This window comes from Caballeronia cordobensis (genome assembly GCF_001544575.2).
Lineage (GTDB): Bacteria > Pseudomonadota > Gammaproteobacteria > Burkholderiales > Burkholderiaceae > Caballeronia > Caballeronia cordobensis.
The window spans coordinates 138,527-161,797 of record NZ_FCNY02000005.1; the positions used below are offsets into that span (position 1 = coordinate 138,527).

22 protein-coding genes and 2 riboswitches are annotated in these 23,271 nt (G+C 64.1%); of the genes, 9 read left to right on the forward strand and 13 right to left on the reverse strand.

Going from position 1 to position 23,271, the window contains the following annotated elements; genetic code table 11:
- Positions 1-75 precede the first annotated feature (75 nt).
- Positions 76-966: a LysR family transcriptional regulator gene (locus AWB70_RS11435; protein WP_053570192.1), complete on the reverse strand. Its 891-nt coding sequence runs from the start codon at positions 964-966 to the stop codon at positions 76-78.
- Between the two features lie 104 nt (positions 967-1,070).
- Here AWB70_RS11435 and AWB70_RS11440 point away from each other — a divergent pair, with 104 nt between their 5' ends.
- A complete protein-coding gene (locus tag AWB70_RS11440; protein WP_053570191.1) occupies positions 1,071-1,463 on the forward strand; it encodes a tautomerase family protein in 393 nt (130 codons plus the stop codon).
- A gap of 34 nt (positions 1,464-1,497) precedes the next feature.
- On the forward strand, positions 1,498-2,598 hold the full coding sequence (locus AWB70_RS11445; RefSeq protein ID WP_053570190.1) for an enolase C-terminal domain-like protein: 1,101 nt from the start codon (positions 1,498-1,500) through the stop codon (positions 2,596-2,598).
- A 119-nt stretch (positions 2,599-2,717) separates the two neighbouring features.
- Here the strand turns inward: AWB70_RS11445 and hisD are convergent, their stop codons facing one another.
- Positions 2,718-4,031, reverse strand: coding sequence for a histidinol dehydrogenase (hisD, locus tag AWB70_RS11450; protein ID WP_053570189.1), 1,314 nt, complete (start codon positions 4,029-4,031; stop codon positions 2,718-2,720).
- A 184-nt stretch (positions 4,032-4,215) separates the two neighbouring features.
- Here hisD and AWB70_RS11455 point away from each other — a divergent pair, with 184 nt between their 5' ends.
- Positions 4,216-5,262, forward strand: coding sequence for a LacI family DNA-binding transcriptional regulator (locus tag AWB70_RS11455; RefSeq protein WP_053570188.1), 1,047 nt, complete (start codon positions 4,216-4,218; stop codon positions 5,260-5,262).
- Positions 5,263-5,281: 19 nt separating this feature from the next.
- Here the strand turns inward: AWB70_RS11455 and AWB70_RS11460 are convergent, their stop codons facing one another.
- On the reverse strand, positions 5,282-6,091 hold the full coding sequence (locus AWB70_RS11460; RefSeq protein ID WP_053570187.1) for an SDR family NAD(P)-dependent oxidoreductase: 810 nt from the start codon (positions 6,089-6,091) through the stop codon (positions 5,282-5,284).
- Between the two features lie 178 nt (positions 6,092-6,269).
- Here AWB70_RS11460 and AWB70_RS11465 point away from each other — a divergent pair, with 178 nt between their 5' ends.
- Positions 6,270-7,217 carry a GlxA family transcriptional regulator gene (locus tag AWB70_RS11465; protein WP_053570186.1) on the forward strand — a complete coding sequence of 316 codons (948 nt, stop codon included), beginning with the start codon at positions 6,270-6,272 and terminating at the stop codon, positions 7,215-7,217.
- A gap of 21 nt (positions 7,218-7,238) precedes the next feature.
- Here AWB70_RS11465 and AWB70_RS11470 read toward each other — a convergent pair whose 3' ends face one another.
- The gene (locus AWB70_RS11470) at positions 7,239-7,634 is read right to left on the reverse strand and encodes a hypothetical protein (RefSeq protein ID WP_053570185.1); all 396 of its coding nucleotides are present in this window, start codon (positions 7,632-7,634) and stop codon (positions 7,239-7,241) included.
- Between the two features lie 275 nt (positions 7,635-7,909).
- Here AWB70_RS11470 and AWB70_RS11475 point away from each other — a divergent pair, with 275 nt between their 5' ends.
- The 4 genes from AWB70_RS11475 (at position 7,910) to AWB70_RS11490 (ending at position 13,182) form a co-directional block, all read left to right on the forward strand.
- A complete protein-coding gene (locus AWB70_RS11475) occupies positions 7,910-9,190 on the forward strand; it encodes a M20/M25/M40 family metallo-hydrolase (protein ID WP_053570184.1) in 1,281 nt (426 codons plus the stop codon).
- Between the two features lie 77 nt (positions 9,191-9,267).
- On the forward strand, positions 9,268-10,578 hold the full coding sequence (locus tag AWB70_RS11480; protein ID WP_053570183.1) for an MFS transporter: 1,311 nt from the start codon (positions 9,268-9,270) through the stop codon (positions 10,576-10,578).
- 70 nt (positions 10,579-10,648) lie between these two features.
- Positions 10,649-11,557, forward strand: a complete 909-nt coding sequence (locus tag AWB70_RS11485) for a LysR family transcriptional regulator (RefSeq protein ID WP_045457433.1) — start codon at positions 10,649-10,651, stop codon at positions 11,555-11,557.
- Positions 11,558-11,577: 20 nt separating this feature from the next.
- The gene (locus AWB70_RS11490; protein WP_053570182.1) at positions 11,578-13,182 is read left to right on the forward strand and encodes a gamma-glutamyltransferase family protein; all 1,605 of its coding nucleotides are present in this window, start codon (positions 11,578-11,580) and stop codon (positions 13,180-13,182) included.
- 42 nt (positions 13,183-13,224) lie between these two features.
- On the opposite strand, the gene AWB70_RS11495 is transcribed toward AWB70_RS11490, so the two are convergent.
- The 8 genes from AWB70_RS11495 to AWB70_RS39255 form a co-directional block, all read right to left on the reverse strand.
- Positions 13,225-14,508: a D-amino acid dehydrogenase gene (locus AWB70_RS11495; RefSeq protein WP_053570181.1), complete on the reverse strand. Its 1,284-nt coding sequence runs from the start codon at positions 14,506-14,508 to the stop codon at positions 13,225-13,227.
- Positions 14,509-14,565: 57 nt separating this feature from the next.
- Positions 14,566-14,663: riboswitch (glycine riboswitch) on the reverse strand.
- Between the two features lie 3 nt (positions 14,664-14,666).
- A riboswitch (glycine riboswitch) is annotated at positions 14,667-14,755 on the reverse strand.
- A gap of 156 nt (positions 14,756-14,911) precedes the next feature.
- On the reverse strand, positions 14,912-15,502 hold the full coding sequence (locus AWB70_RS11500; RefSeq protein WP_053570180.1) for a DUF302 domain-containing protein: 591 nt from the start codon (positions 15,500-15,502) through the stop codon (positions 14,912-14,914).
- Positions 15,503-15,557: 55 nt separating this feature from the next.
- A complete protein-coding gene (locus AWB70_RS11505; protein ID WP_053570326.1) occupies positions 15,558-17,144 on the reverse strand; it encodes a solute symporter family protein in 1,587 nt (528 codons plus the stop codon).
- A complete protein-coding gene (locus tag AWB70_RS11510) occupies positions 17,137-17,511 on the reverse strand; it encodes a DUF485 domain-containing protein (RefSeq protein WP_053570179.1) in 375 nt (124 codons plus the stop codon). Before AWB70_RS11510 ends, AWB70_RS11505 begins: the two co-directional genes overlap by 8 nt.
- A 44-nt stretch (positions 17,512-17,555) precedes the next feature.
- Complete coding sequence (gene fahA / locus AWB70_RS11515) at positions 17,556-18,884, reverse strand: fumarylacetoacetase (RefSeq protein ID WP_053570178.1); 1,329 nt, start codon at positions 18,882-18,884, stop codon at positions 17,556-17,558.
- A gap of 79 nt (positions 18,885-18,963) precedes the next feature.
- On the reverse strand, positions 18,964-20,193 hold the full coding sequence (locus AWB70_RS11520; RefSeq protein WP_053570177.1) for a CaiB/BaiF CoA transferase family protein: 1,230 nt from the start codon (positions 20,191-20,193) through the stop codon (positions 18,964-18,966).
- A gap of 1 nt (position 20,194) precedes the next feature.
- The gene (locus AWB70_RS11525; RefSeq protein ID WP_053570176.1) at positions 20,195-20,965 is read right to left on the reverse strand and encodes an enoyl-CoA hydratase/isomerase family protein; all 771 of its coding nucleotides are present in this window, start codon (positions 20,963-20,965) and stop codon (positions 20,195-20,197) included.
- Positions 20,966-21,369: 404 nt separating this feature from the next.
- Positions 21,370-21,555, reverse strand: a complete 186-nt coding sequence (locus AWB70_RS39255) for a hypothetical protein (RefSeq protein ID WP_235024229.1) — start codon at positions 21,553-21,555, stop codon at positions 21,370-21,372.
- Here AWB70_RS39255 and AWB70_RS11530 point away from each other — a divergent pair.
- Positions 21,526-22,446 carry an AraC family transcriptional regulator gene (locus AWB70_RS11530; RefSeq protein ID WP_233408832.1) on the forward strand — a complete coding sequence of 307 codons (921 nt, stop codon included), beginning with the start codon at positions 21,526-21,528 and terminating at the stop codon, positions 22,444-22,446. The two genes, AWB70_RS39255 and AWB70_RS11530, sit on opposite strands and share 30 nt — an antisense overlap.
- 50 nt (positions 22,447-22,496) lie before the next feature.
- On the opposite strand, the gene AWB70_RS11535 is transcribed toward AWB70_RS11530, so the two are convergent.
- Positions 22,497-23,267: an SDR family oxidoreductase gene (locus tag AWB70_RS11535; RefSeq protein ID WP_053570175.1), complete on the reverse strand. Its 771-nt coding sequence runs from the start codon at positions 23,265-23,267 to the stop codon at positions 22,497-22,499.
- Positions 23,268-23,271: the final 4 nt, after the last annotated feature.

The window sequence follows — 23,271 nt, forward strand, 5'->3', positions numbered from 1 at the left end:
CAAGCGTCGCCGATATGCGGACCATCCGCCTTCTACTCGACGAAACGGCAACGGCAGCACCCCCCACCGCAACCTTCAAGACTTAAACGATGCTCTCATCGTGTCTCCAAGCTGCGCAACCGCACGGCTGAAATTCCCGATGTGAGGCGCATGCAACAACCATACATCGAGCTGAGGCGCGAAGCGCGCGACCTTCACGACTTCGAGCCGCCGCTGCCAAACGCTCTGCGTAAGCACGCTGCGCGGAACCAGGCCCAAGCCCAGGCCGGAGGCGATGAGTTGCAGCTGCATCTCGCTGCCGTGCGTATCTGCCTTGACGCGCAGGACGTAACCGGCCCTCTCGATCGCGTTTTGCAGCGCCGCCCGATATCCGCACCCTTCGGGGTTCAGGATCCATCCGCCATCCGCAATGGCCGCGAGCGTCGCACGATTCGAAACCAGCGGACGCCTTTTGCTCTGAACGATGACGAGTTCCAGCGTCGCGACGTGTTGGCGCACGTAGTCATCGGCGGGTTGTCTGCCCTTCGGCGTCAGAATGGCGGCGACATCCAATCCACCTGCATCGAGCAGACGAAGCAGACCGGGACTCCAGTCCGATCTCAACGTCACTTCGAGTGCCGGGAATGCGTCTCTGAGCGCGGTCAGGGCGTCAAAGAGGACGATATCGGCGATACCCTGCGGCAAACCGAAGCGCAGCTTTCCCGACGGGTCGCCATCCTCACGGGTGACGTTCATCAGTCGGTCGAAGGCAGCGAGCAACGGAACGGCATGCTCGTGGATTCGATGCGCAAGCGCGGTTGCACGCGGCGGTTTGGAATTGCGGTCGAGAAGGGGTGCGCCCAGCACATCTTCCAGCCGCTGGATGCGCTTCGATACCGCCGACTGCGTGACGCACAGCTTTTGCGCGGCACGGGTCAAAGAGCTTTCCTCCACCACCGTCACGAAGGATTTCAATTCATCGATCATTATTCCATTCCGTCATTTAATCCAGTCTGAATATTCGCTTTTGGAAAGCATGGATTGAGTCTAGCCTAGTGAGCGTTATCACGCACTCTCGCCTTGAGGCCACTATGCCACTCGTCCGAATCGATCTTTCGAAAGCCGCGCCACCCGCCGTCGCTCAGGCCGTCAGCGACACCGTCTACGAGGCAATGACCTCGATCGCCAGTGTCCCTGCCAACGACAAATTTCAGATCGTCACCCGCCACGATGCTGACGAACTCATCTACCCCGCCGATGGCTATCTCGGCATCGCTTACTCTCCTTCCATTGTTTTCATCCAGATCACGTGGAACACCGGGCGTTCGATCGATGTGAAGAAGGCCTTCTATGCCGCCGTCGCTGACGGCATTTCAGCGAAGACGGGGCTGCGAAAGGAAGATGTCTGGATCAGCCTGGTCGAGGTCGCACGCGAAAACTGGTCGTTCGGCAACGGGGAAATGCAATACGCACCCGCCGACTAGCCTGGATCAGCGCTCGCAGCGCATGGAGGAAAACATGAAGCCACTGGAGCAGTTGACCTTTCATTCGCTGGAATTGCAGCCCGTGCTGATCCCGCTGAAGCGGCCGATCGTGTCGCGGGTCGGCAGCTACTCGGACTGGCCGGTTATCGCCATTACGCTGAGAACGAACGAAGGCGTCAGCGGATGCAGCTACCTCGAGCCGTACCTCGCTCATTCGATGAAGTACATCGTGTCGATCATGAGCGATCTGGCAGCCAGTAAGAAGGGCAAGCGCATCGCGCCCTTGTGCGACTTTCAGGCAGACCGCAAGTCCTTAAGTCTGGTCGGCTACGAAGGTCTTGCGATGATCGCCATCGCAGGGCTGGACATGGCGGCCTGGGACGCCCTGGCGAAAGCCGCGAATCTCCCGCTGGCGCGATTGCTGGGCGGCGACGTCGGCACGGTGCCCGCTTATAACAGCAACGGTCTGTGGCTGACGGATACCGGGAAGCTTGCCGACGAAGCGCTTGCGCTGATCGCGGAAGGCGGCTTCGGGGCTGTCAAGCTGCGGCTCGGGCGAGATCGATTGCAGCAAGATGTCGACGCCATCGAAGCAGTCCGCGATGCCGTGGGCGGCGATATCAAACTCATGGTCGATTTCAATCAGGGCATGCGATTCGGCGATGCCGTGCGCCGCTGCCATGAACTGGACGACTTCGGGCTGTACTGGTTCGAGGAGCCCATCGCCTACGACAACATCGAAGGGTATGCCGATCTGGCCGCCGGCCTGAAGACGCCGCTCTGCCTCGGTGAAAACTTCTACGGACCGCGCGCACTGTCGCAGGCGGTCACGGCCAAGGCAGGAACCTTCGTGATGCCGGACATGATGCGCATCGGGGGCGTATCAGGCTGGCTTCGCTCGGTGCCGATCGCGGGCGCGCTCGGCATCGACGTGTCCAGTCATCTGTATCCCGAAGCTTCCGCGCATCTTCTGCGGATCACGGAAACGGGTCACTGGCTCGAATGGCAGGACTGGGTGGAGCCGATCCTGGAGGCGCCCTTTTCCATTAAGGACGGGTTGATTCATGTTCCCGACCACCCGGGCACAGGCGTCGAATTCGATCGGGAGGCGCTGGCGCGGTTTGCTTTTGGCTGAGCGCCAGCGCTCGCGATCGCGATCGCGATCGCGCCATTGCGAACGTTACTGCGCCGTCCATCCTCCGTCGCTTCGAGGGCGCGGCCTGGTCCGTGTCATGAGCGTCTCCTCAGCGGCAATTACGCGGGAACAGCCGCGCCGTACGGCACGTCGCGATTGCCGAAGCGCCGCACACGGATGTTGGCTTGCTCGCCGTGCGCGATCATGCCTTCGATCGCGCACAGCCGCGAACAATATGAGCCGATCAGCGCGCTCGCTTCATCCGTCAGCACCTTCTGATACGTGCAGGTCTTGATGAACTTGCCGACCCACAGACCGCCGGTGTAGCGCGCGGCCTTGCCGGTCGGCAGCGTGTGATTGGTCCCGATGACCTTGTCGCCGTAGGCGACATTGGTGCGCGCGCCGAGAAAGAGCGCGCCGTAGTTTTTCATGTTCTGCAGGAAGTAATCCGGGTCGCGCGTCATCACCTGAACATGCTCGGATGCAATGCGATCGGCCACGGCAACCATTTCTTCGAGCGTATCCGCCACGATCACTTCGCCGTAGTCGCGCCACGAAACGCCCGCCGTACCGGCCGTCGGCAGAATCTCGAGCAGGCGTTCGACTTCGGCGATGGTGTCCTTCGCCAGTTGCATCGAGTTCGTAAGGAGAACGGCCGGCGTGTTGAAGCCGTGTTCTGCCTGACCCAGAAGGTCCGTCGCGCACAGTTCCGCATCGACGCTGTCGTCGGCGATCACGAGCGTTTCCGAAGGACCTGCGATCAGGTCGATACCGATACGGCCGAACAATTGACGCTTCGCTTCCGCGACATAGGCATTGCCCGGTCCGACCACCATGGCAACCGGATCGATCGTCTGCGTGCCGAGCGCCATCGCCGCGATCGCCTGAACACCGCCGAATGTGTAGATCTCGTCAGCGCCACCGAGGTGCATGGCCGCAACCACAGCGGGATTCGGCTTGCCACCGACCGGCGGCGATGCGGTGATGATGCGCGGAACGCCCGCCACCTTGGCGGTCACGACGCCCATGTGTGCCGAGGCAACCAGCGGAAACTTGCCGCCGGGGACGTAGCACGCCACACTGTCCACCGGCATGTTCCTGTGGCCCAGCACCACGCCCGGCAATGTTTCGATTTCGACATCACGAATCGACTCACGTTGTGCCTGTGCGAAGTTGCGCACCTGAGCCTGCGCGAACTTGATGTCATCGAGTTGGCCCGAAGTCAGCGTGCGAACGCAGCTCGCAATCTCGCCCTCCGACAGCCGGAAGCGCTCGGGCGACCAGTTGTCGAATTTCGCCGAGAGCTCGGCAACTGCGGTGTCACCGCGCGATGCCACGTCGGCAAGGATGGCCGTAACCACGTCACGAACCTTGGCCGCGTCCTGCGAGGACGCTTCGGCGCTACGGCCATGCTTCAAGTATTGGATTGCCATTTGCATTTCCTTTGTACGAGATGAGAAAGAAGCAGCGTGTGACGGTGCTGGAAGGCTCGCTGCGTTGATGCAAATGTAGCGCAGGTTTTTATGCAAAATTTGCGCAAATGCTCGATACTTTCCCTAGATGGCCTAAATCATTAGTTCGCAGAGGCTTCCCGTCACGACGCATCGATGCAAATTTATGCAAACCAGACCTCGTCCCGACGCCCGCACAAGGACGTCGAAAGTCAGACTTGAAGATGTCGCCGAGCGCCTGGGCATATCGGTGTCCACCGTCTCGCGGTCATTGGCCGGTCACCCCGCGATCAGCAGCGAGACCCGTGGCGCCGTGCAGGCTGTCGCGGCGGAAATGGGTTATCGAATGCCGTCGCAAGGTCGATCCACGCGCAAGTCGGCGACGAAGCTGATCGGCGTGGTCGTTGGCGCGCTGCATAACCGCTTCATGACATTGCTGCTGACGCATCTTCACGACGCCTTGCAGGAGTTCGACTATCAGATCACCTTGATGATCGACTCGATGAACGACCCGAACAACCTGCTGGCATTTCGACCCTTGATAGACGGCTATCTCGACGGAATGATCTTTGCCACCGCAACGCTCGACTCGCCCGTGGTGGCGGAGATGCAAAGGCGCGGGATTCCGTTGGTGCTCGTCGTTCGGTCCGTGGACGATGTGAGGGTCGACACGGTGGAGATCGACAACGTTCACGCCGGCGCGCTCGCGGTCGAGCATCTCCATCAGTTGGGGCATCGCCGGATCGGGCTGATCACGGGCCCGCAGAATACGTCGACCAGCAGAGACCGTGTCAAAGGGGCGCTGCAATGGCTCGCGGGAGCGGGCATAGCGTCGACATCGGTGCCATTGATTCATTGTGATTACACCAGCGAGGCCGGCTATTCGAGTGCCATCGCAATGCTGAGCGAGAAGCACCCGGTCACGGGCATCGTCGCCGGGAACGATACGATTGCGCTCGGTGTGCTCGAAGCAGCCAAAAGGCAAGGCATCGCGGTGCCGCGACAACTCTCGATCATCGGCTTCGACGACATGCCTCTGGCGGGATCGCCGCTGGTCGGGCTGACCTCGATTCGACAGCCGGTCGAAGCCATGGCGCGCACCGCCGCACGCAGGCTCGTCGAGCGCATTCGAGCCGGCGGCACGAGCGCACCCGTCCACGATGTCCTGCCCATCCAGCTGGTTCGTCGCGATACGACCGGGCCGCTCGGCTGACCGGTTATAGCTGTCGGGCCTATTCGGCTGCCTCGGCGTTCGACACGTAGCGCGGAGCAGCTTTGGCGTTCGCAAACCGCGGCGTCAGCGCGCGACGGTCCGCTTCCCACTTGGTCCATTGGTCGCCGTCATGCAGCGTCGGGATGGTCACAGGTTCACCATGATCGAGCCCGGCGAGCGCGGCGTCCACGAGATCGTCCGCCGTCATCGTGCTTGCCGCTTCCTTTTGCTTCGCATAGCCCGCTACGTCCCAGAACTCGGTTGCCGTCGCGGCCGGCAGCACGGTCTGCACGCGCACGCCCTTGCCGGCGAGGTCGCGCTGCAACGCATGGCCGAAGCTCAGCACATACGACTTCGACGCACTGTAGACGCCATTCAGCAATTCAACCGCAATGCCGACCACCGAACTGATGTTGACGATGGTGCCAGCGCCCTTCGCGACGAACGCGGGGGCGGCCGCATAGGTCAGGCGCGTAAGTGCCGTGATGTTCAGGTCGATCATCGATTCCATCGAATCGACGTTGCCATCGAGCACCGATGCAACCGAGCCGACGCCCGCATTGTTCACGAGCATCGTGATGCGCGGGTCTTCGCGAAGCAGGGTTTCGATTTTCGTGAGCGCGGTTTTGTCGTTGAGATCGGCGGCGACGGTCTCGACAACGCGGCCCGTCTCTTTCGTGAGGCGGCTGGCAAGCGCATCGAGCCGGGAATGGTTGCGCGCCACCAGAATGAGGTCGTAGCCGCGCCTGGCGAGGCGATCCGCGTAGATGGCGCCGATGCCGGCCGATGCGCCCGTGATCAGCGCGAAACCTTTCGTAGAAGCAGTCATGATCGTTCCTTTGAGTGGGTTGAACCAACTGGGTGCCGGTTCATGGAGCGAATTCTGACGTCAGCCGGACGTGGCTTCAATGTCATAGATGCAATGATTCCAGCCATCCGACCTTTGCCATCGTGCCCGTCTCTTTTGTGCTACCTTCAATGAATCAGGCCATCTAGCACGGGACATCATGCATACCGTCGGACTTCTCGTTTATCCAAATTTCCAGTCGCTCGCGCTGGCCGTGGCGAGCGTCTTCGAGTACGCCAACCTGCTGCGCGACGAGACGTCGTACCAGTTCAGCATCGTGTCCGAACACGGCGGACCGGTCGCATCGTCGCAAGGGTTTTCGGTCCACAGCGAACCGCTGGCGAGGGAGGGTTACGACACGTTGATCGTCGCGGGCGACAACGAATGCCGTCTGCCTTCGGCGGCGCTGGTGGACTATCTTCGGCAGGCACCGCGTCATTCGCGACGCATTGCTTCGATCTGCACGGGCGCGTTCGTTCTGGCCGCTGCGGGTCTGCTGGAAGGCAAGCGGGCCACGACGCACTGGTTCCACGCGCGCGCCCTCCAGACGCAGTATCCGAATATTCAACTCGAAGAAGACCGCATCTATGTGATCGATGGCCAGATGTGGACCTCAGCGGGTATGAGCGCGGGCGTGGACCTCGCACTCGCCATCGTCGAAAGCGACTTCGGGCTGGAGACGTCGCGCATGGTCGCGCGCAAGCTCGTGCTGTATCAACGGCGCGGGGGTGGCCAGTCGCAGTTCTCGGCGCTGCTGGAGATGGGCGCACGCTCGGATCGCGTGCAGATGGCGCTGACCTACGTGAGCGAAAATCTGGCGAGCGATTTGTCGGTCGAGCGGCTGGCCGAAGCGGCAAGGCTCAGTCCGCGCCAGTTCAGCCGGGTATTTCGTGAAGAAACGGGGCAATCGCCCGCAAAGGCAGTCGAACGGCTTCGCGTGGAAGCCGCTCGTCTGATGATGGAGACGACGCGCCATCCGATCGAGGTCGTCGCGAGAGAGACGGGCTTCGGCGACCGCGAACGCATGCGTCAGGCCTTCCTGCGCGCATTCGGTCAGCCGCCGCAAACCATCCAGCGGGCGTCGGGCGTCACGCCGCTTGCGGTCTGATGCACACCAGGTCGGGCTGAACTACTGCTCGCCCGGCGTCCATTCCGGGCTGTAGCCGCCCAGCGCCGGGTGATACATCTCGTCCCCGGAATGCTGCGTGAATTCGACGTTGAGCCGGTCTTCGCGCAGGCCGAGAATATCGACGCAATGCGCGCATAGCGCTTTGGCCACGTCCATGCGCAGCTCGGGTGGCCGTCCCTTTCTGATGTCCAGCATCATGACCGCGACCGGCACGGGCTCCTCACCGGCTTCTGGAATCCGCCAGACGCCTCCGTCGCCAAGTTCCCGAATCGCGACGCTGATTCGCCGGATGTCGACCGACATCAACTGTGCGTAGGTCTCGCTCATCTTCAGCGCCAGGCGCTGCTTGTCTTCCACCGGATAGTGGCCGCATACATCCAGTTGCAGGTACGGCATGGTGGTCGCACTCCTCGAAAGCCTCATTCTTGATCGAACGCGGAGCCATTCCAATGTCGCATGCGCAAGGTTTCCGGCCATGCAACCGAGGTGGCGTCCTGGTTCAGTCGTCAGATTCGGCCCGTCGCGTTCAAACAAGTCCGGAGGCAGTTAAGTTTTACTTATACCCTCGCATTTTTGATTGAATCGACTTGCCGCCATTGGCCACCGACCATGGACTCATGCCCGACGCACCTGTGTGCGCCGGAAACGCAGCGAATCCACGGAGGTCATCCATGCAAGCCGACGTTCTCGTCACCCGCAGCGCCGAAGTATCCGACCAGCGGCGCGCCCTCGCGCGCGCCGTCGCAGCAAGCAGTCAGGAAGTCGTCGATCTGGCGCGTGCGCTGGTCGCGGAGCCGAGCCCGTATCCGCCCGGCGACACGCACGCCGTCGCGCGGCGCATCGAGGCCATGCTGGCGGGCAGCGGCGTCGAGATCACGCGATACGGCACCCTGCCGCATGTGATGAACCTCGTCGTGCGGGTGCGCGGCACGCGGCCCGGCCGGCGCCTCGTCTTCAACGGCCATCTCGACACCTTCCCGCTCGTCGATGCGGATCGCTGGAGCGCCGACCCGAACGGCGAGGCCCGCGACGGCAAACTCTATGGCCTGGGCGTCTCCGACATGAAAGGCGGCATCGCGGCGATCGTGTTCGCGCTGCGCCACCTCGCCTCACTGCGCGACACGCTGCCGGGCGAAGTCGTCGCGACCTTCGTCGGCGACGAGGAAAGCATGGGCACCGAGGGCGCGGGCTATCTGCTCAAGCACGTGCCCGAAGCCTCCGGCGACGCGATGATCAGCGCCGACACCGGCTCGCCCGCCGTCCTGCGCTTCGGCGAGAAAGGCATGATCTGGCTGCGGCTGGACGCGTCCGGCAAGTCGGCGCATGCGGCCCACGTTCACCGCGGCATCAGCGCGATCGAGCGGCTGCTCGACGCCATTCAAGACCTCAGAACACTGCGCGATCATCCCGTCGATGCGCCCGCCGACGTGCTCGCTGCGATCGACAACGCAGGCCCCGCATCCGAAGAACTGTCCGGCCGCGGCGAAAGCGACGTGCTGCGGCGCGTAACAGTCACCTTCGGCACCGTTCAGGGCGGCCGCTTATCGAATCTCGTCGCGGATCACGCGTGCGCCACCGCCGATATCCGCCTGCCGGTTGGCGTGAGCGTCGCGCAGATCGAGGCGCGCATCAACGCGATCCTCGCGCGGCACGAAGGCGTCAGTGTCGAGATCACGCGGCGCTACGAGCCGAACTGGACCTCGCCCGATCACGAGATCGTCCAGCGCGTGCGCCGCAATTGCGCGGCGCGGCTCGGCATCGAGCCGGTCGTCAACATGCGCGTTGGCGCATCGGACGCGCGGCACTACCGCATGCACGGCGTGCCCACCGTGGTCTGCGGACTCACCGCGCACAACATGGGCTCGTTCGACGAGCACGTCCACATCGACGAACTGCGCGCGCTCGGAGAAATCTACGCCCTCACCGCCTTCGATTACCTGCACGGCATCTGACCGGCCCCTCCGGCTTTCGTATCGCCTATCGCGTATCGCGTCAGCTTCCACACGTCGTATCGACCAAGGAAAACGCCATGTCACACGACCTGAGTATCAGCCGCGAGCAGCGCGGCAAGTTCCGGCGCATTCTGGCTTCCGCGCTCGTCGGCAACATGCTCGAGTTCTACGATCTCTTCATCTACGGCTTTCTCGCCGCCATCCTCGCGAAAGCGTTCTTCCCCACGGGCGACGCCTACACGTCGATGCTCGCCACCGCCGCGACCTTCGGCATCAGCTACTTCATCCGGCCGCTCGGCGCCGTCGTGATCGGCGGATACGCCGACCGGCACGGCCGCAAGGCCGCGATGATGCTGACCATCTGGCTCATGGCGCTCGGCACGCTCGTCATCGCCTGCGCGCCTTCGTATGCGATGCTCGGCGCCGGCGGCACGCTGATCCTCGTGCTCGGCAAGATCCTGCAAGGCTTCTCGGCGGGCGGCGAGTTCGGCTCGACGGTCTCGTTCGTCACCGAGCACGCACCGCGCGGCATGAAGGGCTATTTCGCGAGCTATCAGGTGGTCGGCATCGGGCTCGCGACGGGACTCGCGAGCATCGTCGGACTCGGCACGACGCGCCTGATGACGCCCGAAACGCTGCTCTCGTGGGGATGGCGCGTGCCGTTCATCATCGGCCTCGCGATCGTGCCGTTCGGCTACTGGATTCGCCGCCGCGTCGACGAAACGCCCGAGTTCGAGGCGAGCCGGCACGAGCACAGTCCGCTGCGCGAGACGCTCGCGACCGCCAAGGCGCGCATCGCGGCGGCGATCGGGCTGTACTCGCTCGCCGCGTCGACGAACTATCTGCTGGGCGTCTTCATTCCGCTCTATGCGCAAAAGGTGCTCGGCCTCTCCCCTGCCGATTCGATGCTCGGCGCGATCGGCTACTCGGTCGCGCAGATCTTCCTGCCGCCCGTGTTCGGCGCGCTGTCGGACCGCGTGGGACGGCTCGCGCTCATCACGGCGGGCACGCTGCTGACGGTCGCGCTCACGATGCCGGCGTTCCATCTGATGGTCGCGCAACCCACGGTCGGCGTGTACGTGCTCTGCATCACCGGCCTCACCGCCTGCGTGATGGTGTTCCAGGGCGCGATGCCCGCGTTCGTCGCGGAGCTGTTTCCGCACGGCACGCGCACGACCTGCATCGCGATCGTGCACAACCTGACCTTCGCGGTCTTCGGCGGGCTCTCGCTGATGATCTGCACGTGGATCGCCAACGAGACCGGCAGCAAGTTCGTGCCCGCGTGGTACGTGATGGTCACCGCCGTGGTCGCGCTTACCTGTATCCTCTGGTTCAGGTTGCGCTATCAGCCCGCGCGCATCGAGGAGAACGCGCTGAACAACGCGTGAGCGTCGCGCCGGTCTTGCCGCGCGGGCCGGCTCGCCCGGCCTGGCCCAACCCGACCGGAAACGACATTCGATGAGACTCAGGCACATAGAGGTAGTCAACGCGATCCGCGTCACGGGCACGCTGAAGGCCGCCGCCGCGCTGCTGTCGCTCACGCAGCCGGCGGTCACGCAGATCCTGCAGAGCGCGGAGCGCCAGCTCGGCTACGCGCTCTTCGAGCGCACGCGCGGCAAGCTGGTTCCGACGCGCGAGGCGCAGCGCCTCTTTCCCGAGATCATGAAGCTCGACGAGCAGTTGCACGCGGTGCAGCGGCTCGCCGACAACCTGCGCGGCGGCACCGACGAATCGTCGATCCGCGTGCTGGCCGCACCGGCGCTCGCGCAGACCGTCGTCGCCGATGCGGCGCTGGCGTTCGCCGCGATGCATCCGAACGTGAAGCTCTCCGTGCGCTCCGATTACTCGGCGACCGCGGTCGCGAACATCGCTCTGATGGACGCCGATGTCGGCGTGCTCTATCACAGCATCGCGCATCCGGCGATCCGCGAGATCGAGCTGGCGTCGAGCCGGCTCGTGTGCGTGGGTCATCCCGACGTGCTCGCCGACGCCGCGCCAGTCGAGCTCGCCGCCTTCGACGGGCGCGAGATCCTCGGCCCCGACCCCGACGATCCGGTCGGCCGCCTGCTCAACAAGCGCTTCGAGGAGCACGCGCTCGACGTGCGCACGACCCTCACGGCGCAGTCGTATCACTCGCTCATCGCGCTTGCCGCGCGCTCGCGGCTCGTCACGATCGTCGATGAATTCTCGGCGCTTTCCGCGCGCGCGTTCGGCCTGAACGTCGCCCCGCTCGCGCCGGAGATCGCGATTCCGGTCGTCGCGAGTCTCGCGATCAGCGGCGAACGTTCCGCGCTCGTCGATCAGTTCGTGCAGATGTGCAAGAAAATCATGCGCGCGCAGATGAAACCGCGCGCCGTTCAACCCTGAACCTTCCCGACTCCCGAGCCATGACCATTCAGACCTTCAACCCGTCGCGCGCCACGCGCGGCATGGCGGTCGCGCCGCACTCGCTCGCCTCGCAGAGCGCGCTCGCCGTGCTGCGCGAAGGCGGCAACGCCGTCGAAGCGATGATCGCCGCTGCCGCAACCATCGCGATCGTCTATCCGCACATGAATGGCATCGGCGGCGACGGCTTCTGGCTGATCTCGCGGCCGGGCGCCGAACCCGTCGGCATCGAGGCGTGCGGCGCGGCGGCGTCGGCGGCAACGATCGAGCGGTATCGCGCGCTCGGGCTGGAGCGCATTCCGCATCGCGGGCCGCTTGCCGCGAATACCGTCGCGGGCACGGTATCGGGCTGGCATGCGGCGTTCGAGTGGTCGCGCACGACGCTCGGCGGACGGCTGCCGCTGTCGCGCCTGCTCGACGATGCGATCGACTATGCGACGCACGGCGTGCCCGTCACGGACAGTCAGGCGCGCTGTATCGCCGCCAAGCGCGATGAACTCGAAAGCGTGCCCGGCTTCGCGGATACCTTCACGCCCTCGCCCTTGCAGGCCGGCGATCTTTTCACGCAGCCGCGCATGGCCGCGACGCTTGCGCAACTCGTGCGCAACGGGCTCGACGATTTCTATCGCGGGGATCTCGCGCGCAGCATGGCGGCGGAATTGAGCGCGCTGGGAAGCCCGCTCGCCGCCGGCGATCTGGAACGTCACCACGCGCGGATCGTGACGCCGCTCGCCCTCGCCCATTCGCTCGGCACCGTCTACAACATGCCGCCGCCGACGCAGGGCGTCGTGTCGCTCATCATCGTCGGATTGCTGGACCGTGTGCTGCGCGACGACATGGACCCGCTTGGCCCGGAGTATGTTCACGCGTGCGTCGAGGCGACGAAGCTCGCGTTCGCGATCCGCGATGCGCACGTCTGCGATCCCGATCACATGGACGTCGATCCGCAGGCGCTGCTTGCGCCCGAACGTCTCGATGAACTCGCATCGCGCATCTCGATGGATCGCGCCGCGCCGTGGGGCAACGGCCTCGGTCCCGCCGACACGGTATGGCTCGGCGTCATCGACGGCAATGGCGTTGCCGTCAGCTTCATCCAGAGCATCTATCACGAGTTCGGCAGCGGGATCGTGCTGCCGTCGTCGGGCGTGAACTGGCAGAACCGCGGCTGCAGCTTTTCGCTCGACGCAACCTCGCGCAATCCGCTGATGCCGGGACGGCGGCCCTTCCACACGCTGAATCCCGCGCTCGCGCGTTTCGCCGACGGACGCGTGATGGTCTACGGCAACATGGGCGGCGACGGCCAGCCGCAATCGCAGAGCGCGGTATTCACGCGCATCGCGCGGTACGGATGGAATCCGCAGACGGCCATCGATGCGCCGCGCTGGCTGCTCGGCCGCACGTGGGGACAGGCGAGCGATTCGCTCAAGCTCGAAGCGCGCTTCGGCGAAGAGACCGCCGCCGCGCTTCGGCATCTCGGCCACGAAGTCGATGTGCTGCTGCCCTACGACGAAACGATGGGCCACGCGGGCGCGATCATCCGTTATCCGAACGGATGTTTCGAAGGCGGACACGATCCGCGCAGCGACGGCGCGGCGATCGGCTGGTAACGCATGTTCCCCGCGTGATGTTTCATGCGGGGAACGCGACGCTCAGAGCAGCGCTTCGCTGCGCGCCATGCTTGCCGACGGCGCAGCGGCGACCTGAACCGGTTTCCCCGGCCACTCACGCAGCACGGCTTCCGCGACGAGTTCCGCCGTCGCCGCCGAAAGCGTCCATCCGAGATGCCCGTGCCCGGTGTTGTAGAACACGCCGGGACGCCTGCCCTGCCCGACCTTCGGCAGCATGCTCGGCAACATCGGGCGCAGGCCGCTCCACGGAATCACGCGCGCGGTCGATACTTCAGGAAAGTAGCGCCGCGTCCATTCGACCAACGGCGCGATGCGGTCCGCGCGGATATCGCGGTTGAAGCCGTTCAGCTCCGCCGTGCCCGCCACGCGGAAGCGATCCGCGCCGAGACGGCTCGTGACGATCTTCGCGCGGTCGTCGAGCAGGCTGACCCACGGCGCGTTCTCGCGGCTGCGCGCATCGTCGAGACACACGGTGATCGAATAGCCTTTGACCGGATAGACGTTGACGTGATCGCCGGCCATCGAGGCGAACGCCCGGCTGCCCACGCCCGCGCAGATCACGATGCCGTCGAACTGAAGCACGCTTTCTTCGCCCGCCTGCTCGACCGTCAGCGCAATGCTGCCCGCCTGATCGTCGATCGATTTGACCGACGTGTCGTAGCGGAACTCGACGCCGTGACGCACGCATGCATCGGCGAGACCGCGCGTGAACTTGTGGATGTCGCCGGTGGAATCCGAGGGCGTGAAGAAACCCGCGTGAAAACTGCCCTTCAGCGTCGGCTCGATCGACGCGATTTCCTGCGCGGTGACCGCATGGCGCGCCAGCCCCGCGCCGTTGAGAATCTCGTTGACCTTCGACGCGGCCTCGAACTCCTTGCGCGTCGCGTAGAAATGCAGGATGCCGCGCCGCTCCAGATCGAAGTCGATGCGCTCCGTCTCCGCGATGCGGAACAGATGCTCGCGCGCCGCGAGCGCGAGGCGCACGGTCTCGGCCGTGTTGGCCCGATAGTTCGGAATCTGCCGCAGGAACTCGCCCATCCAGCTGTACTTGTGCCAGCCGGGGCGCGGGTTCATCAGCAAGGGCGCGTCGCGCGTGAACATCCACTTGAGGCCCTTCAGCACGGTTGCGCGGCTGTTCCAGACTTCCGCGTTGCTGGCCGAGAGCTGCCCGCCGTTGGCGAAGGAGGTTTCCATCGCCGCGTAGCGATGACGTTCGAGCACGGTGACGCGCAGGCCGCGCTGCGCGAGGGCGTACGCGGTCGTGACGCCGGTGATCCCGGCGCCGATGATGGCGATTCGTGACATGACATGGTCCAGTTTTCGTTGAGCATCGCCGGCCGTTCATAGCCGGCACCGATGCCCCATCTGTCCATGTACCTGAGAGTTTCGCCCGCGCGCCGCGCATGACTGCCGGCCGGGGCTCCCCTTCGGTGGGCGCGCATGGCGCCGCTCTCCAGATGTTCCGGCGCGCACGGTCCTTTTGCCTGAGAGTTTCCGGGGCGGTTGCTCCGTCGGCGTCGTCGCGAAGGACGAGCTCTTCCGTGGCGCGTTGTCGAACACCTCGACGATACCCATCCGAAATGCGCGTGGCAAGCCCTTATTTTGCGAGGGCTTCGGCACGCGCCATGCTGCTCGTCGATTCGGGCTGCGCGGACGCAGATGCATCGCGCGCTGCCGGCTCGACGTCCACGCGCTGTGTGCGCCGTCGCTATTGCAGAACCGACGCACAGAGCTTCGCCAGCCGCTCATCGAGCGAACGGCCCTGAACGTCGATCTTCGCGCTGTGGAACTGACTGAGCTGGGTCGAAGGTTTGTCGTATTCGATGCTCGTGCCGCCCTGCGCGTTTTCATAGACCATGATTCGCAGCGGAGCATAGAGTCCGGCGGCCATATCGACACTCGTCATTTCGGTGGCGGTGAGAATGTTGCCGGTGAAATACTCGGTGCCGTTCTTGCGCTGGCCCTTGAGCGCGAGCCAGTCGCCATGCACGCCGATATAGTGGATGACGAGTCCGTCGCTGCCCGCGGCTTTTTGAAGCGCCGCGTGCAATTCGTCTACCTTGTTTTCCTTGAGCAGCATACGGATGTGGTCGTCGAGCCTGCCAAGGCGGCTTTCCAGTTCCTGCTTGACGGCGGCGTACGGTTTGCCCGACGAGACGACGACATGATCGACGATCATCTTCGTCTCCGACACCTCGACCGTGGCCGCCCTCGCGGACGCGCAAAACATGTTGAAGCACAGCGCGGCGGCAAGCGTGGGGGCGGTCAGCCGTGCGGCCATGAAGCGTAAGTGATTCACAGAGATCTCCTTCGAGAGACAGGTTCGAATGGTTTAAGAGCCGGTGCCGCCCACATCAGTGTTCCGATGCGGCTTCGGCGCCAAGGCCGCTCAGCATCCGGAGTTGCTGCGCGTCGAAGGCATCGCGATCGGCGCTGCGGCGTGTCGTCACCGACCCGAGCCAGCCTGCGACGAAGCCCACGGGAATGCTGAAAATCCCGGGGTTCGACAGCCAGAACGGCGGCGTGACGTCCTTGAAGAAGATGCCCTTCGCGCCGATCACCGCCGGCCCGACGAGAACCAGCCCGATCGCGGACAGCGTCCCGGCGATCACGGCCGCGATCGCGCCGCGATCCGTAAAGCGCCGCCAGTACATCGAGTAAAGAATCACGGGCAGATTGGCGCTTGCCGCGATGGCGAAGGCCAGTCCGACCAGAAACGCGACATTGAACGTCTTGACCAGCAGCGCAAGCCCGATGGCCACCGCGCCGAAGACGACCGTGGCCAGCTTCGCGATCCTGACTTGCCGGCGCTCGTTGTTGCCGGACGCGGGAAACAGATGGCCGAAGATGTCGTGCGAAATGGTCGACGCCGACGAAATCATGATGCCCGACACGACGGCGAGAATCGTGGCGAAGGCGATCGCGGATACGCAAGCAAGGAGCAACTCGCCGCCGACGGAACCCGCGCCGCCGCCGAGCGTCGCCGCCAGCAGCGTGATGGCGCTGTTGCCGGAACTCTTCGTCGCCAGAATCGCAGCCGGTCCCACGATGGCGCTCGCGGAGAAACCCAGCACAATCATCATGGCCGCGAACGAGGTCATCACGATCAGGCCGATCTTCGCCGACTTTCTCGCCGCGACGGCGGAGGGCACCGTGTAGAACCGGGTCATCACGTGCGGCAGACCCGCTGTGCCCAACACCAGCGCGAACGCGAGCGACAGCGTGTCGAGCGGATCCTTGAAATAACCGCCGGGCACGAAATACTTCTCAGGATGCAGCGATGACAGGCGTGCCTTCTGAAACAACGCGCCCAGATCGAAGGAGAAATACGCCATCGCAAGCAGGACGAGCACCGCACCGGCGACCCAGACGAGCACCGCTTTCACGATCTGCACATAGGTGGCGGCCACCATGCCGCCGAAGAGTACATACGCGATCATGAGCACGCCGATCAGCACGATTGCAGCGTCGCTGCCGACCGGGAGCAACAGACTGGCCAGTGCGCCGCCGCCCACCAGTTGCGCGAGCAGATAGGCCAGCGAAATCAGCAACGAGGACGTCGAGGTGGCCGCGCGAACGCCGCGGCTGCGCAACCGGAGCGCGACGACATCGGAGAGGGTGAACTTGCCGCAGTTTCTCACCGGCTCGGCAACGATGAGCATGATGATGATCCATCCCGCGATGAACCCGACCTGATACACGATGCCGTCGAAGCCGAACAATGCGACGAGTCCGGTCACCCCGAGAAACGATCCCGCCGACATGAAGTCGCCCGCCAGTGCGAGACCGTTCTGGAACGGCGAAAGATTGCGCCCGGCCACGAAAAACCCGGCCGTGCCGCGCGAACGGCGAGCGCTCCAGCCGGTCAGAACGAGGCTGAGCCCGATAAAACTCACGAAGGCGATGATACGCAGGCCGCCATGCCCGAGGAGACTATCCATGCTGGTCACCATTTTGTTGACCGAGCGCGCTCTGAAGAAGCTCGGATGCTTTCGGGTCGTAGACGCGTCCAGCCCATGCGCAATAGGCCCAGAACGTCGCGATGACGAGCGCGAACTGAAAGACGATGGCCAGCAGACCGAGGTTGAACTCGCCGTACACGGGTATGTACATCACATCCGAGCAGCCGAGCACAATGATAAGAATACCGAAATAAGCCGCCAGCGATGCGTAAAGCATCGACCAGACGAAGCGGTTTCGCAAGCGCGAGAGCGCCAGGGTTTTTTCGCTGACGGACAGGGCAGACGGGCCGGTCTGGCTCGTGTTTTGCCGCTCGAATTCCGCGTTGATCGATTCCATCGACTGCATGTCGCGTCTCCTACGATTGTTGTGATGGTGAATCTCTGAACCTGTCATCGCGCGGCGCTTGCCGGCAGCACTTCGCCACGGCACTCGCCGAAACCGATCCGCGCGAAGCCCGTTTTGCGGCAGTAGCCGCGCAAGATCACGGCGTCGCCGTCTTCCACGTAGCTGCGTTGTTCGCCGGTATCCAGCGTGACCGGTTCGCTTGCGTTGCCGGCGAGTTCCATCAGCGCGCCCGCTTCCGCTTTCTCCGGGCCCGAGACGGTGCCGCTGCCCAGCAGATCCCCCGCCCGCAGATTGCAGCCGCCCACGGTGTGATGCGCGACCATCTGCGCAACGCTCCAGTACTGATGCCGGAAGCTGGTGCGTGAAAGCTGCGAAGCCGGAAGATTGCCCGCTCGATGACGCGCCGTTTCCAGCCAGACTTCGAGCTGGATATCGAGCGCGCCTTCTCTGCTGTTCCGCTCCGAATGCAGATACGCAAGCGGCTCACAATCTTCGGGCGGCCGCGGCAGCGCGAGCCGGAACGGCGCGAGTGCTTCCATCGTCACAATCCACGGCGAAAGCGTGGTCGCGAAGTTCTTGGCGAGAAACGGCCCGAGCGGCTGCATTTCCCAGGACTGGATATCGCGTGCAGACCAGTCGTTGAGCAGGCACAGGCCGAACACATGACTGTCGGCGTGCTCCAGTTCGATCGGTTCGCCGGGCGCATTGCCCTGTCCGATATAGATGCCGAGTTCGAGTTCGTAATCCAGCTTGAGCGATGGCGAGAACACGGGAGCCTGCGCGCCTGGCGGAACGATCTGCCCTTTCGGCCGGACGAAGCGCTGACCGCTGAGTCCGAGACTCGATACCCGGCCGTGATAGGCAATCGGAATCGATCTGAAATTCGCGCTCACGCCACTCAGACCGAGCAATCTGCTGATGTTGGTCGCGTGATGAATCGACGTATAAAAGTCGGTGTAATCGCCGATTTGCGCAGGCAGCCCATGTTCGACTTCGGACATCGGCACCAGGCAGTCGCGGAGCACGTTGCTATCGCTCGGGAACGCGCGCTCGTGAAGCGCGGCGAACAGCGCGTGCCGCAACGCGCCCCATGCGGCCGGTCCCAGCGAAAAGAAAGCGTTGAGCACGGGCTGCGCGCAGGCCCGCGCCGCTTCATCGGCGACACCGCTCAGGCGTCCCTGAGACGCCCACGCGCCGAGATCCACGACCTGATCGCCGATCGCGACACCGCCGCGAAACGCTTCGTCCGTGTTCTTTCTGCGGAAGATGGAAAACGGCAGGTTCTGGATCGGGAAATCGCCGTCCGGCATGTTGGCCGATTCGACCCAGCTGCGCGCAGCGGGATCGTGAGTCTGGTTCAAAGTGCGGAGCATGTTCGTCCCGTTCAGGCAGGTTGGATCTCGCGCCGGACACCGGCGAAAAGGCTCGTCTTCGCCGAGCCGCGCGCGGGTTTCAGTCGATTGATTGCGCGGGGTTGTGACGGCTGAGGAGAATGCCCCGCTCCTGCAATTCGCGAATGAATCCGGCGTCGACCTTGCGCTCGGACAGCACCTCGGCGTTGTGCTCGCCCTGAAAGGCCGGCCGGCCCGGCAAAGGCAATTCGGATTCGCTGAAGTGCCACGGCGCGCCCGGCATGCGTGTCGTGCCGCCGGAGCGGTCATCGATATCGACCAGCGCGCCCCACTCGCGCACCCACTCGGATTGCGCGAACTCGTTGGTACTGCGCACCACGCCGATGGCCAGTCCGCCCTCGCTGACCTGCGTCTGAAGTTGTTCGAGATCGTCGAAGCCCAGGATCCATGCGCGCACTTCTGCCAGCAGCTCCGCAAGGTGTTGCCGCCGCAACAGCGCCGTGCCGAAGCGGGGATCGCTCAGCAGATCGTTGCGGCGCATCATCGTGCAGTAGCGTTTGAACATCGGTGTGTAGATCGGGCTTCCCGCGATGGTGAGCCGCCGTCCATCGGGCAGGTCGAAGATGTGCGAGTCCGGCGCCGACAAGATGATCGGCTCGCCTTCCGTGTCGATCTCCGAGAGCTGCGCGCCCGCGCGTTCGTTGACCGACAGCATCGTGGCCGCCATCGACACATCGACATGCTGCCCCTCACCCGTCCGCGCACGATGCGCGAGCGCCGCCAGCACGCCGATCACGCCGTGAAGCCCCGTGTACATGTCGGCATGACTGCACGCGTCGTTGCGCACTTCGGTGAGCGCGTCGCCGAAATGGTTCTGAACGATGTCCGTCAGTCCCGACTCGGCCTGCACGGTCGGGGCGAACGCCGGCCGGTTGCGCCATGACGTCGCCTGCCCATAGCCGCTCAGCGACGCATAGATCACGGACGGGTTGATTGCGCGGACCTGCTCGTAGCCCAGTCCGAACCGGTTCAGCGTGCCCGGCCGGAAGTTCTCGACGATGACATCCGCGTCGCGGCACATGTCGATCATGATCGCGCGGGCTTCGGGAAAGTTGAGGTCGAGGCTCACGTTGCGTTTGCCGGCGTTCTGCTGCACGTAGTAGAGCGACATGTCGCCGATATGCGGCATGCTCACGCGGCCGATATCGCCGGACGGCGGTTCGATCTTGGTCACGGTCGCGCCGAGGTCGAGCAGCGTCTTGGTGCAGTGAGGTCCGGCGAGCACACGCGTGAAATCGATCACGCGAATCCCTTCGAGTGGTGCCGACATGTCAGTCTCCCTTGAACTCGGCCGTGGCGGGCCCGGTCGCGAAGAACGCGGCGAAGCCCCGTTCGCGATCGCCGGTCTTCCAGATCATTTCGTTGAGCCTGACTTGTTCGAGGTCGGCGCTGCGCACGCCGCCATTGGCGGCGAGATTGGCCTGCTGCTTGATGCCGTTGAGAACGCGGGTCGGCCCCGCCGCCAGTTGACGAGCGAACGACAGCGCCACGGTCTGCAGTTCCGCTTCGGGCACGACGTGATTGATGATGCCCCAGCGTTCGAACGCCTCGGCCGAGTGCCGCCGGCCGATCAGCGCGATCTCCTTGGCCCGCGCGACACCGGCGCGCTGCACGAGCCGTTGCGTGCCGCCGAGCAGCGGAATCAGACCCACGATGTTCTCGACCTGACCGAAATAAGCCGTATCCGCGGCGACGATCATGTCGCAGGTCAGCGCTATTTCGAGTCCGCCGCCGAGCGCGGCGCCGTGAACAGCGGCGAGCGTCGGAACCGGCGCGTTTTCCAGTACGTCGAGAAACTCGAAGAGCTTTTGCTCGTCGTGCTGAATGACGGTCTTGCCATCGACGAACGAACTCATTTCCGCACCGGCGGAAAAGTGGCGCATCTCGCTTCTCAGCAAGATGGCGCGGGCACCGCGCGTCACCACGTCGCGATACGCCGTAAGCAGATCCGCGATCATCGCGTCGTCGATCAGATTGTGCGGTGGCTTGGCCAGCGTCACGATTCCGACGGCGCCGTCGGTTTCAGTCTTGACTGTAGTCATGGTTCTCTCTGTTGGGTTCGACATTGCGCGCCGCAGCCGTCCGGTTCGAACGATTTTTTCGGCACCGCGCTCAAGGGGGAAAGACGGCTGGAGCGTCCGTCGTAAAAGGCTCAGGCAAATGCCTGCGCGGTCCGGGCCGCGTGCGCCTGCTGCGTCGCCGCATGACCGGGGTCATTCGCGCCACATTCGTGGTTCGAATGTGCTTTGCCCGGCACGCTTGCGGGAGGCTTGCGGAAGGCTGAAGGCGTCATGAGGTGTCTCCGTCTCGTTTTTTCGGCGTATGCCGTTGGTGTCTACTATCTCCGCGAGCGGTGTGCGCAGCAACGGCAAACTCTGCCAATTGCCGCGTCAAACTGTGCCAAACGCGTTCACCCTTCGACGCAGGAACGTGCGAATATGACCACTCACCGGAGTGAGAAGACATGCGCCCTTCGAAAATAGTCACGCCGCTGCATCCGGATCTCGACGCGCCTTCGCAGAGTCTTCTCGGTCTCGCCGCGCTCGCTGCGGAACTGGCGGCGGAAGGCGTTTCGGTCGACAAGCTTTTCGCGAACACGGGCGTGCGCGCGAATCAACTCGAAGACGCGCATGCAAGAATTTCGCATCGTCAGCGCCTGGCGATTTATCGCAATGCCCAAAGGCTGGCCACGCGCGCCGACGTGGGATTGCTTGCGGGTGCGCGGCAACGCATCAGCGACTTCGGCATCTACGGTTACGCGATGGTGAGCAGCACCACGTTCGGCGACGCGCTGAAATTCAGCGTCGAAAACGTCAGGATGGCGGGCGCTGTCCTGCAGGTTCGCTATACGGCGACGGGAGACACTGGCATTCTCAGCAGTCATGGGCTTGCGTCGCTTGGCGACATGCTGCCGTTCGTCGCCGAGTTCTGGCGAAGTTCGATGACCGTGCTGTTCAGCCGGGTTCTGGAAGCGCCCTTTCCCTCCAAGCGCATGGTCATGGCCTATCCCGCGCCGCCGCACTGGCGCAACTACGAGCGAATGTTCGATTGCCCGGTGGAGTTCGGCGCGGACTCCATGGAGTGGCATTTCGACGTGAGCGTGCTGGACCGTCCATGCCCGAATGCGAATCCGATCACCGCGCAGATCTGCCAGCAGTTGTGCGACCGCATTCTCGAAGAGCGCGATGGCATCCCCGAACTTCAAAGGCAGATTCGCATGGCCTGTTTGAACTCGCCGGGTGTGTTTCCTTCCGCCGAGAAAATGGCGGCGCACCTTGGCATTTCGCTCAGGACGCTGCATCGCCGGTTGGCTGAAGACAACTATTCTTACCAGACCCTGCTCAACGATATGCGACGCTCGCTTGCAATCGAGTTTCTCGAGAACACGCGACTGCCTATCGAGCAAGTTGCGGAGCGGATTGGATTTTCCGATGCCGCCAGCTTCCGCCGCTCCTTGAAGAAATGGACCGGCAATTCGCCAAGTGCGTATCGGAAGGGAATCGACAAGGACAATTCCAGCTAGGCGCCAACAGGGAGTCCGCGGCGCCCCTGCCCTCTGCGCACGCTTGCGTTTCAGCCTCTGCCGACAAACGGCATCTTCGTGGCCATGACCGTATGGAACAGCACGTTGGCTTCGAGCGGCAGACTCGCCAGGTACGCGACCGAGCGCCCGACTATCGCCACGTCGATCAGCGGCTCGGCGGCGATTGTGCCGTTCGCTTGCGGCACACCGTGCGCCATCGCCGATGCCAGCGCGCTATGCGCATTACCGACGTCGATCTGACCGACGGCGATGTCATGCGCGCGGCCGTCGAGCGACGCGCAGCGCGTGAGGCCGGTCACGGCGTGCTTGGTCGCCGTGTATGCGATCGAATTGGGCCGCGGTGCCCACGCCGACAGCGAACCGTTGTTGATGATGCGCCCGCCGCGCGGCGTCTGCGCCGACATGATCCTGAACGCCCGCTGCAGGCAGAAGAACATGCCGTCGAGATTCACGCCGACGACACCGCGCCATTGCTGCGGCGTCCACGTCTCGAAAGGCCCCGGCGGATTGCCGACGCCCGCGTTGTTGAACAGCAGGTCGAGCCGGCCGAAATGCGCGACGACGGCATCGAACGACGTCGCCACCGCGTCGGCATCCGACACGTCACACGACAGCGCGAGCGCGCGGCCCGCAAACTCGCGGGTCTGCGCAATCTCCAGGAGAGGCTCGCGGCGCCTGCCGAGCAGGGCAATCGACCAGCCGTCCCGAAGCAGCTCGATTGCCGCCGCACGGCCGATGCCCGATCCCGCTCCCGTCACGATGCCCACACGCGGCGTGTTCGCGTCTTCTTGTCGGATCATGCAC